The organism is Clostridium sp. ZBS2 (assembly GCF_023845855.1).
GTDB classification, from domain to species: Bacteria; Bacillota; Clostridia; order Clostridiales; family Clostridiaceae; genus Clostridium; species Clostridium aquiflavi.
In genome coordinates, this window is the sequence record NZ_JAMQIF010000010.1 from 157,748 (window position 1) to 169,961 (window position 12,214).

General features: G+C 27.0%; 5 protein-coding genes and 1 riboswitch. Of the genes, 1 reads left to right on the forward strand and 4 read right to left on the reverse strand.

Annotation, left to right across the window (positions count from 1 at the left end; all coding sequences use genetic code 11):
• Positions 1-26 precede the first annotated feature (26 nt).
• Positions 27-4,553, reverse strand: a complete 4,527-nt coding sequence (locus NG918_RS07145) for an NACHT domain-containing protein (RefSeq protein ID WP_252225499.1) — start codon at positions 4,551-4,553, stop codon at positions 27-29.
• 1,424 nt (positions 4,554-5,977) lie between these two features.
• A riboswitch (Fluoride riboswitch) is annotated at positions 5,978-6,037 on the forward strand.
• A gap of 147 nt (positions 6,038-6,184) precedes the next feature.
• Between NG918_RS07145 and NG918_RS07150 the strand changes: the two genes are divergently transcribed.
• Positions 6,185-7,528, forward strand: a complete 1,344-nt coding sequence (locus NG918_RS07150; protein WP_252225500.1) for a voltage-gated chloride channel family protein — start codon at positions 6,185-6,187, stop codon at positions 7,526-7,528.
• A 242-nt stretch (positions 7,529-7,770) separates the two neighbouring features.
• Here the strand turns inward: NG918_RS07150 and gshAB are convergent, their stop codons facing one another.
• The 3 genes from gshAB to NG918_RS07165 are packed head-to-tail and all read right to left on the reverse strand — an operon-like array spanning position 7,771 to position 12,119.
• Positions 7,771-10,074 carry a bifunctional glutamate--cysteine ligase GshA/glutathione synthetase GshB gene (gene gshAB, locus NG918_RS07155; protein ID WP_252225583.1) on the reverse strand — a complete coding sequence of 768 codons (2,304 nt, stop codon included), beginning with the start codon at positions 10,072-10,074 and terminating at the stop codon, positions 7,771-7,773.
• The gene (locus NG918_RS07160) at positions 10,058-11,386 is read right to left on the reverse strand and encodes an MATE family efflux transporter (protein WP_252225501.1); all 1,329 of its coding nucleotides are present in this window, start codon (positions 11,384-11,386) and stop codon (positions 10,058-10,060) included. Before NG918_RS07160 ends, gshAB begins: the two co-directional genes overlap by 17 nt.
• Before the next feature lie 19 nt (positions 11,387-11,405).
• Positions 11,406-12,119, reverse strand: a complete 714-nt coding sequence (locus tag NG918_RS07165) for a gamma-glutamyl-gamma-aminobutyrate hydrolase family protein (RefSeq protein WP_252225502.1) — start codon at positions 12,117-12,119, stop codon at positions 11,406-11,408.
• Positions 12,120-12,214: the final 95 nt, after the last annotated feature.

The following is a 12,214-nucleotide window of genomic DNA, read 5'->3' on the forward strand; positions in this document are numbered from 1 at the left end:
AAACTTTTTATTCTATATACAATTATTTATTTTTCGCTAATTGGTAGTTCTTTTTCTGTCCATATCTCTCCTTTAATTTCTCCACTACCATCCATGAAATAAAAAGCACTATACACTAATCTCCCATAAAACTTATCAACATCTATACTAAATAATTGTTTTTCCCCACCAATGAGCCACAATAAAACATAATCATTTTCATTTAACCACTGACACATAATATCTTTTTTTATCAATGCACAAGGCTGAGTATTATATTCAAAAACAGGATCCATAAATATTAGTTTACTGTCTTTATACCAATAACTAGGATTATTAATATCCTTATTAAGATTCATATCATTTAATATCTTTTTAGAAGGCATATAAAAATTATTGTGTTCAGATCTCGCATGAGAAAAGTTTTCTGTTGACCAATGATATTCAAATACTGGTATATGATATTTGCAATGGAATTTTAAATCTTCCCATTCCTCTACTCCAATCCACTCATTCAAGTCATCATAACAAGGATGCCATGGATACTCTCCTAAAAACTGCTGATTATGGCTATCAGGGACATTAATTATATCTGGTGAACATAAAGATTTATTAATTATACTTTTCTTAGCTTTATTCAAATCTTCTCTTTTCATTACACATGTATTAATTCTATACCATAAATTTGGTTCTCCAAGTATCTTATCCTTCTTATTCCCTTTCATTTTCCAATCACAAAATGTTCTTAAATTTAACCATTCTTCTGATTTATAATCTTCCATATGTATTATATTGTTAAAATCAGGTAAATCTTCTTCATTCCATAACCATTTAATTTGTTCTTCTAAATTATATATTTCTACATTAAATTGATATGGTCTCCACCACCTAATCTTAGAATCATCATAACAAATATCATCAGTATTTCCTTTAAACCAAAACGTTGGATCCATTTCTCGTGTATCAATTTGCCATGGTCCATAAAACTTGCTATCATCTACATCACAATAACCTCTATCTCCAAACATCAAATTATCTGCTAATCTAGCTAAAAGTTCATAATATGCAATCCATTCATATTTTTTTCCTATTCTCTCTGTAATACTGCCACCTGTTCTATAATAATTATTGCAATACATTCTTTCAAAATCTTCAAACAATTTACTGCTCCATCCTAATTCATAAACCCGTTTAATTACCCACCTGCATGCTAAATCACGACTAAACATTACAGCTCTATCTGATCTTCCTTGATTACAAATCCACTTAAATTTTTCTAACTCTTTTTCACCTAATCTTAATTTAATCTCTTCAATAAGGTTATCTTTTTCTTTCTGATCTGATTCTATATTATTCTGTTTTTCTATTAATTTCACTTCTGAAAATGATTCTAGAAATGTTTCTAAATCAAACTCTTCTTCATTATCAATTTCTTTATTTTCTTCATCAAGCATTTTTATATATTTATCTTTTAAATCTTCAGGTAATGTTTTCGCAAACTCATACTTTAATTCTATTACACTCTTTGCTTTCTTATCAGAAATTGAAGTTGCTGTCCAATATTCTACTTTATTCAAAACATATCTTCCAAAATCATCTATAAAACCTTGAACAGAATTTTTAATTTCATAATCATTTCCACATATTTTTTCTATTTCAGAAGGCAATGAATTATCTAGTGGCCATTTACTCTTATATGGTGGTCTATATTTCTCAATATCTACATCAATCATACCTTTAAAGTATGTATATTCTATAATTCCTCTTGCATAGTCTCTTATCAATATATTAGGATATTCAATATCAGTACTAAATTGCTTATCAATTACTTCTTCAGCAATTTCTTTTATTATTTCTTTGTCTTTTATATTTGCAATTGCTCCATACACCCCAGCATATAGGCTTGTGACAAGATAATCATCGTCAACCTCATTGTAATTTTGTATAAAATTTATTATTTTATCAGGGATATAATATAAAACTTTCGAAAAAGCCTTAGTTGCTTCCTGTCTAATTATTCTATTAGAAGTAGTAGTTAGCCATAATAACATAATTCCAGTTAATCTAAGTCGTTCTTTATCAGCTTTAGATATATCACCATCTAATACCCAGTTTAATAGTATTCTTATAGGCGATTCTGCTGTTTCTTCATCTTCCTCAAAATCATTTATGGCTACATATGTAGACCAAAATGCATCTCTATTAGCTAATTTTTTTCTTCGTAAATTGCCATCTAAAAAGTCAGCATTCCAAGGATGATTTGGTTCAGTAGATAAAGATATCAAAATATCAAGTGAGGATTCATGATATCTATATTCACATAATCTATTTAAAAGTTCAAGAGACTTTTCAGTAACAGTAGTGCCTGTTCTTGATAAGATTCCATTTTTAAATGTTTTTTCTAAGAGCCAATTATATTCATAACCTTTTTCTGGATTTATATATTCTAAAAATTCCTTTTTAAATTTTTCTGGTATTTCAATTCCTAAAGCTTCAATTACTCCTGTATTCTTATATCTATTTTCTTTTTTTATAAGATTAAAAATCATATTACCTTCTTCAAATAATTGTTGTAATTCTTCTTCAATATTACAGTTTTTAAGAATATGTTGTGCTATTGCATAATCGCAAAATCTCTCATAAGTAAATCTTACAACCTCTATTTCATTTTTATTTTCATCTTTACCTATGTCTAAAGATAACACTCCTTCAAATAAAAGAATATCAAATAGAGTCTTTGATCCTGTATTACAATCATATTTATTAATAATTTCTTCTGCTTCATCATATTGTAATCCTGAAAGATTATTAGGATATAATTCTTGTATAAAATCCTCAATCGATTTATGTACTATTTTACTCCGATGTGTATTCTTTTCTTTTTTAACTATTCTCTCAATATTATTTAAATAAAATTCAAATACTTCATTAAATCCTTTAAGTCCTTTAGGAAATTCCTTAAGCCCCATATCCTTTATCGCTTTGCATGCAGTTTTCAAAAATAAAGGATTACTAAATTCAGGAGAAAAGAAAGGTATATTAGGCAAAACTATCCCTTGATTTCCTAGGTATTCCCTAGCTGCTCTGCTCTCAAATCCTTTAAATCCTTCATGATTTATTTTAGCAACACTGTTTAATATTTCTTCTGGTATTATATATTCAAGGTATGTACTCCTACAACTTATTACTATAGCTATATTTTTGTATCTTTTGCATTTTTGTAAAAATACTTCTAAAAAATCAAGCCAATCTCTTTTATAATTGCCTTCATTAAGAGCATCAATAATAATAAGTGCTCGACATTTATATGCTTCTCCTAATGAATCTAACGCTCCTAATACTTCATCATTTGAATAATTTGATAAATTTAAATTTTCAGCAATAAATTTAACAGGATTTCCTCCATTATAATGCTGACCAAGCAAAAAAACTGTAGGAAGATTATTTTCTAATCTTTTTAGTATAACATCACATAGTAAATGAGATTTTCCACTTCCCCCTTGCCCTGTTATAAGCAATAGTCTTTCTTTTCCTGCTTTTACTTGAACATTATTAAAAAATTTATTAAATTTGTATAAAACTTCACAAAATTTTCTTATTTTACTTCTTTTATCATCATAATTTTCTTGTGTTGTTTTACTAGATTGTTTATTATCATAAATATATGTGCTAAGATCATCACATTCATAATATAATTCTTTAGATTTTTCTTGATACCATTCCAAATTTTCAAATAATACATTATCATCATTTTCAAATTCAAAAATTTTGTTTTTAAAAATTTCATAATCATTTTTAAATTTACTACACTTTTCTTTTATTTCTTCGAACAACTTATTATTTATTACTTCTTGTATTTTTCCTTTCAGATCATACACATCAGATACTATTTTTTTTATAGAGTCCTTCCAATCATTGTCTTGGCCAATGCATGACAACAATTGTTCCATAGGTAGTTCTATGTTATGTTCTGGAGTATATCTATCCCCTAGGCAGTTTTTAGAATTATTTGCTAATTCATTAAGCGAAAAACTTGAAACAGCTGCCATATTAAACCAATATAATATTTTACCAACATATTCAGGTTTATCTTGTTGAAGAAATCGTGCCATTTCATGCTTTCCCCAATACTTAAATTCCACATTCATGCCATTTTTTTGAGATAATATAGTCCACTTTTCTACATATTCATTCCATATATCTAAAGCAGATTTTACTCTCTTTCCTTTTATGTGTTTTCTACTATCAGTTCTATCACGTGGTATACAAACATAATAACGTCTTAAATTTTTATGCTTTTCAATCGCAGCTTTAACTGAAATATTTATTTCTTCCCATTGATTTAAATTAAGTGGTTCCAAAAAATATTTTGCCTGCCAAGCATGTTCTTGTCCATCTTCTAAAATCCAAAAACACTCAACTCCAGCATCACCACCTGAGCCTTCTTTTCGTATAAATTCTTTTCCTTTCTCTGGCTTCTCTATATGAGCTATCTGACATACTAATTCTTCAAAGCCATTCTGCTTACTGTTATCATATTCTTTTATGTTAGCAAAATTTATATCTATTGGCATATTCTCATCTCCTCTTACACACAATTTGACCCTAAATATATAAATTTTATTATTTTAATAAATACGTATAAATCAGGTATATTACTTACGAATTTAATAAGCTTTAAATAATACAGATATAGTTGGAATTCCAATAAATAAAGCTATTAATATTTCAATTATTGCATTTTCAAAATAATGATTTCTCATATAAAAAATACATCAAAAAAAGCCTTGCTAATTACTTTATTCGCATATACTATTTAGTTATTTATTCCTTATTGACCTTTTTAAATAATAAAATTTTCTCCAATTCTTACAAATTATTATAACATTTTTACAAAATATAGTGAATCGCACCATATGATAATCAATACTTTCATATACTCCAAAATTTTTAACTGTACTTATTTTTAATATTATAATCATAAGCATCTACAAAATAGATTATTTTCTTTGTATAAAAAAATAAAAACTTAATAAAAGAATACTAAATTTTTATTATCTACTACTCGCTAATCAAGTAAAAAAGGCGCTTTAGGATACAAATATTTTACACCATTTTTACACCATAGTTCTGTTTACATATGTATACTTATATCTTCTTATAAATATGGACATTAGTAATTCCAACGGTTGTAGCGATTTATAGTTATTTATAAATACTATCTCATTGAATCATGGGTTCGATTCCCGTATGGGTCACCATTGTAGTAAACATCAGTGTTTAAGGTAATTAAACTACTGGTGTTTTTCTTGTTTTCCCGACTTTTTCCCGACCTAGTTTTTTTGATGAAATATTATCTCTAGGTCCATATATTCCTTATATATAAAACAAATTTTAGATCAATTATGTTAGTTTTGTGTAACATATTTTAATTAAATTCATATATTATTAATATAACAAATGATAATGATGAACAAAGGGGTAATTGATTATGAGAAATTGTTGTAACTGCTGTTGCAATTGCTGTAGATGTAGAAATTGTTGTAGATCTGGATTTAATAATGCATGGTTCTTATTACCTTTCTTATTCTTCTAAAATATTTTAACACTAATTTTATTCTAAAATTATTATTGTGCTATAAATATAATGAAGATAAATTCTTTAATAATATTGAATTAAAATCAACTAATATATTATATAAAAATGGACCTAAAAGATAAATTCACTTACTCTTTTAGGTCTTAATTTTTCGTTTAAATTTTGTTCTAATCCAAGAAAATAATAAAATACAAATCTAATATAAAAACTTTCTCTACTCCATGTAATTTCTTTCTCAAATACATATATCCTATATTAAATAAAAATTAAAAATAATAATTTCGAAGTAATCTCTAGTGATAACGTTTAATCTATAAACATATTATATCTAATTTAAGTTCTTAGAATTCACTAACTATTGTTAAAACATACTAATCATATTATTATATTTATATATTTATATATTTAGGTGATGGAGTTCGCCTTTAACTGCGTAATGCTAATGACTCCTACAAAAAACGGGTATACTGTCTTTTGTAGGAGTCTTTTTATTCTTTAGAAATTATATTATTAAAGAAGTCATGGCTAACTGCGTAAAAAATCGACGACTCCACAATCCCCTTAATAATTAATTATTAAAAATATAAAAAAGGAGAAAGAGATTGTATGAACAAAGATAATTCTAAAAAAAAGAATACAATTGTATTTCTTAAAAATCCAAACTTAAGCACACTTCTTGGAATGTCATTTTTAAAGTGGATTTTTATAGGTACAATCGTTGGCTGTTTAACAGGAGTGGCTGGTGCTTTATTTTTAAACAGCTTAGAACTTGGTACAACTTTAAGAAACAATAATTCTTGGTTATTATTTCTTCTACCCTTTGGAGGTGCTTTTGTCAGTTTTCTATATTCTAAATATGGTAAATCCTCTTCAAAAGGTAATAATTTAATTATAGATAAAATTAATACTAGTAATGGAGATATTCCTATGCGTATGGCATCTTTAGTTTTTCTAGGTACTTTTGTAACCCATCTTTTTGGTGGTTCTGCTGGTAGAGAAGGTACTGGTGTGCAAATTGGTTCTAGTATATCTGAAGGCGTTGGACGTTTATTAAAATTAGACAAGGTAGATACTAAAATTATTTTAATGTGTGGAATTAGTAGTGGATTTAGTTCTGTCTTCGGTACTCCTCTTGCTGGAACTATATTTGGATTAGAAGTAGCTGCACTTGGAACAATGAGCTATCAAGCGTTAATCCCATGCTTTACATCAGCTTTTATAGGAAATATTGTAACTACAGCATTTGGTGTTCATCATTCACATTATAATATATTAGAAGTTCCTACCATTACATATGTTGTAGTATTAAAAATTATAATTGCTGCAATTTTATTTGGATTAGTTAGTAAATTATTTAGCGAATTAACACATAAATTAAAAGACATATTTTCTTCTAGATTTGAAAATGCTGCAATTAAAAGCATGATTGGTGGATTTATAATAATTGTATTAACATATTTAATAGGAACAAGAGATTATCTTGGACTTAGTCTACCTTTAATAAATAATTCATTTACTGAACAAGTTAGTCCTTTTGCATTTTTTAACAAACTTATATTTACTTCATTTACCCTAGGTACTGGGTTTCAAGGTGGAGAAGTCACACCTTTATTTGTAATAGGTTCAACATTTGGTAATGCTCTATCAAATATACTTCATATTTCTCCATCCTTTTTAGCAGCATTAGGTCTTATTGGAGTATTTTCTGGTGCTACCAACGCACCTATAACATCATTTATTTTAGGGTTAGAGCTATTTGGTGCTCAAGGAATTGAATTTATGTTTATGACATGTGCTATAAGTTATTTATTTTCTGGTCATTCAGGTATATATATTTCTCAAAAAATTGGTACAAGTAAAAGCACGTTAATTAAGGTTCCTAAAGAATCTACATTAGCCTATTATAGAAAACCTAAAAATGAAGAAACTCCAACTAAGGTATTAGACTAGTTCACCATTCATATAATCCAGAGAGTGTAACATGGTGTGTAAATCTAATGTGCAAGAAAAAAATAATTATGTAATTAATAAATAATAAATTAAAACTGAAGTAATTTATTTATAACAATTACTTCAGTTAAAACTTATAGTCTCATTTTAGCTTATTCCCAATATAAAAATGTTATAAGCAGCAAATAATGCCACTTTACCTACTGTATATATCAACACACATTAAAAACAGAGCCATATTTTTATATTAGTTCTAATAATTTTAATATTTCATTAGCTATTTTTCTTTCTTTACCAATATAAGGATATGAATGTATATGAATTGCAGGATTAAAGTTTAGTTCTATTATTCCATAGTCAGATGTTTCATCCTTATAATCTTTAATAATCATATCAACTCCACATATATTAGCACCAATTGCCTTTGAAGAATTTACTGCTATCTTTTTGAATCTTTCTGGAATATCATCAGTATAATCTATACTGTCCCCACCTGTACTTATGTTAGAATTTTCTCTTAAATAAATCATTTCATCTTTATTAGGTATATAATTTATATCTATATTGCTTTGCTTTAAAAATAACTCTACATTTTCATCTATTTGTATTTTTTCTAATGGAGTTATGTAACCTTTTCCTCTAAGTGGACTTAAATTTTTATCTTTAATCAATTCAGATATATTTTTAACTCCATCACCAACAACATTAGCTGGTACCCTGTGAAGTATACCTGCGACTTTATCTCCTATTACTAAAAATCTATACTCTTTTCCTTGTATAAACTCTTCAATTAGAACTGTATTATCATATTTAAATGCTATTTCTAATGCTTTGATTATATCTTCTTTTTTACCACCACTAGGGAAAATACTTATACCAATACCAAAATTCGTAGATTTAGGTTTTATTACTGCAGGAATATTAATAAATTTTTCTAATTCACTTATAGCATCTTTAATTGAATTAAACTCCATTCCCATTGGTACTCTAATCCCTGCTTTTCTTAGAACTTTTTTAGTAACTACCTTGTTTTCCATCATTAAAACAGATATGTAATTATCTTTAGATGTTTTAGTTGCTTGTTTTACATACTCAACTTTATCACCCTTTTTTAGTACTATAAAATTTTCACTTCTATCAATAATGTTTGTCTTTATTCCCCTCTTTATTGATTCCTTCATTAATATTTGTGTAGATAATTCTAAATCTTCATATCCAACTAATTTAAATCTGTTTTTATAAGCATCTTCTTTGTATTTCTTAGCTAAATTAATATGTGCATTAACATAGCCTTCTTCTTTAACCTTATCAATAATTTTGTAAGTATATGTTAATTTATAATCTTTAACCTTATCAATCATTGAATCTATTAAACTATCTTTTCCTAAAGATAATTCTTTATTTATTTCTTTAATTTGATTCAAAATATTCAATGCCCATTTTTCTTTAGAAATTACTTCACCATTTTTCTTTAGCTCAACATTATTTTGACCATATCTTGCTATTACCTTCTGATTATCGTATGCCTCTTCTTGCCAATTATCATATGATTCTTCTTCACTTATCAGTAAAAATAAATTAAACATTTGAAGAAAATGTAAGTCCTCAAGACTAATACCGCATTTATCAAATGGATTAATATCAATACTTCTATATTCTAAATAGTTAATTCCTTCATCTAATAATGAATTAAACAAATTATAATTATCTTTTGCCTTTAACCTTATAGAACTATATAGTTCCTTATGACTTTCAATTAAACCATCTTTTATAAATCCATTAATGCTTTCAACATAGCTATTAACTGAAGAATAGTTAGGAAATAACTCTATATTATTTTTATATCCACATTCACTATTTCTATATGACATTGCTCCATCATTAGAAAAAGCTCCTTGTGAAATCTTCTGAAGAGTTTTTACACATTCTCCAGTATAACTCTCATGAACTATACCAGTTGCTCCCAAAAGATATAATAGTAACCACCTATAACGAAGATAATTTCTTGTTACCTTTAAATATATATTATCTTTAAAACTTCTATAATTTCTTTCTTTACTAGTACTATCATATAGTTTCTTTATCATATCTTCATTAAATGAAAAATTGTAATGCACTCCAGATATTAATTGCTTTTTTCCACCATACTTTTCAATTAAATTCTCTCTATATTTCCTTGCTTCTTCACCCTTAGGAGATTTATTAAAACTTGCAATTGGTATTAATTTATCATCTGGTATTATGCAAGGCATAGATTGTGGCCAAATGTATTCATCCTTAATTTCAAGTGCAACAATATCATAAAGATTATTCAGAAAATTGTATGTTTCTTCACAAGTACCAAACACTGGTGTAATTAATTCAATTTGACTTTCTGAAAAATCAGTTGTTATATATGGATTAAGCATCTTATCTCCAAATATTTCTGGATGCTTTTTTAATGATAAATTTCCATATCTATCTACTCTTAATCCTTCCCTTTCTATTCCTACATTTCCTTTTAACAATTTACTACCTTTAAATAACTTTTTAAAAATTTCCAATATATTTATACCCCTTTCGTACTTGTATTATATATAAAATATAAGAAACTATTCCCTTGAAAATACTTGATAATGCTATACTCCACCAAATTCCATTTACTCCAATAAATTTAATCAAAATTAATGCCATAGGAATTCTTAATACCGTAAAAACTATACTAATGTATGCAGATATTTTAGGCTTTCCTATCCCTGTAAATAAGCCATTTGATACCATTTCGACTGTACTAAATATCTGTGAAACCGCCACTATTTGTAAATATAAACTAGCTATTAGAATAGTAACTTCATCTCTAATAAATATCTTTACTAATATACCTGGTATAAATGTGAATGCTAAAGCTGTTACTGTAGAATATATAATGCCTATTTTTAATGAACTCCTATATCCCTTAATAATTCTATGGAACTTCTTAGCCCCATAATTTTGACCTGCAAAACTTGCTATTGCTCCATTCAATCCCCCTATAACCATAAATGTTATAGATTCTATTTGAAGACCGATTTTCTGAGCTGCAATAGCATCAGAACCAAATATTGCTATAATTCTTGCAAGAATTATATTTACTAAAGTAAATAATATTCTTTGAAAGGACATTGGAAATCCTAACTTTATTATTTCTATTACTTTATCTTTTTCTATACCAATTTTAAAATCAAACTCAAATATGCCTTTACCCTTAACCTTAAATATTACAAACATAACAAAATTAGAAATTAGTGTTGCTATTGCTGCACCTATGACTCCTGTATCTAAGATATATATAAAAATAGGATCTAGTATTATATTTATAAGAACACCTAAAGCACTTATTTTTAATGCACTTTTATTATTGCCAAAACTATTTAGTATTCTAGTATATAAAATATTAAAAAAAGTAAAAAACATCATAGGGGCACTTATTGCTAAATACATATATGCATTAACTTCTACATCTGTATTATTTAGCTGTAAAAACCCAATAAATTGTCTGCCTAAAAATATTAAAGATAAAGCATAAATTATCCCTAATGCTAAATTTATTAAAATGCTAGCATTTATATAACTTTTTACGTCCTTATCATTTTTCTCTCCAATTGCATGTGATACTTTTATTCCTGCTCCAATTACCACTAGAGCATTTATAGAATATCCTAATCCTATAAAAAAACTTGAAGATCCTATACTTGCTACTGCATTACTTCCAAGTCCACCAACCCATATCATATCTATTAAGTTATATGCAAACTGCAACAATGAACTTCCCATTATAGGGATTGCTAATGTTAATATTACTTTTGCTACTTTTCCTTCAGTTAAATCAATTTTTTTCATTTTACCTCGCTCTTCTTTTCTAAGCATTTTTTATAAAATCTTTAAATAAATTACTCATATTAAATTTATTTCCTCTCATTTCTTCCGGATGCCACTGTACTCCTAAAACATATGAGCCTTCCTCTTTTTCAATTGCTTCTACTACTCCATCAGATGCCCATGCAATAGATCTAAATCCACTTGCAACTTCTCTTATCATCTGATGATGAAAAGAATTTACATATATATTATCCCCAAATATTTTATTTAAAGAAGATTTATTATTAATATTTATTGAATGTATTGGATGTATTGGATCTGTATTTTGCCAATGCTCATTATTTATATTAGGCACATATTTCACATCTTGATATAAAGTTCCCCCAAAAGCTATATTAATTAATTGCATACCTCTGCATATACCTAAAACTGGTTTTTCTAATGATATAAATTCCTTTAATAAATCTATTTCAAACTGATCTCGCTCTGGAGATAATTCATCAATTTCACCACAAGGTTCCTCACCATATAAAAAAGGTGATATATCACTTCCTCCAGTTAAAACTAGACCATCTAATTTTCTTGCTAAATCTGAAATATATTTTGTTTCTGTAATTGGTATTATAATTGGAATACCTCCAGCATCTGATATAGCTTTTACATATACATCTCCAACTATAACTCTCTTTTGTATCTTTCCTTTTGGATATTCTAATTCTACTAAATTCCCTGATATTCCTATAAGCTTATCCATCTTAACCACCTGATTTTAATTCTCCCTTTCAACATAGCTACTACTTTATAATATATCAATTTTTTTTGATTTGTTGACTAAAATTTTTTATTACT

Bases quoted from the DNA above. Each gene is read 5' to 3' on its own strand.
- NG918_RS07145 (WP_252225499.1), bottom strand. From the start codon at position 4,553: ATGCCAATAGATATAAATTTTGCTAACATAAAAGAATATGATAACAGT.
- NG918_RS07150 (WP_252225500.1), top strand. From the start codon at position 6,185: ATGAACAAAGATAATTCTAAAAAAAAGAATACAATTGTATTTCTTAAA.
- NG918_RS07160 (WP_252225501.1), bottom strand. From the start codon at position 11,386: ATGAAAAAAATTGATTTAACTGAAGGAAAAGTAGCAAAAGTAATATTA.
- NG918_RS07165 (WP_252225502.1), bottom strand. From the start codon at position 12,119: ATGGATAAGCTTATAGGAATATCAGGGAATTTAGTAGAATTAGAATAT.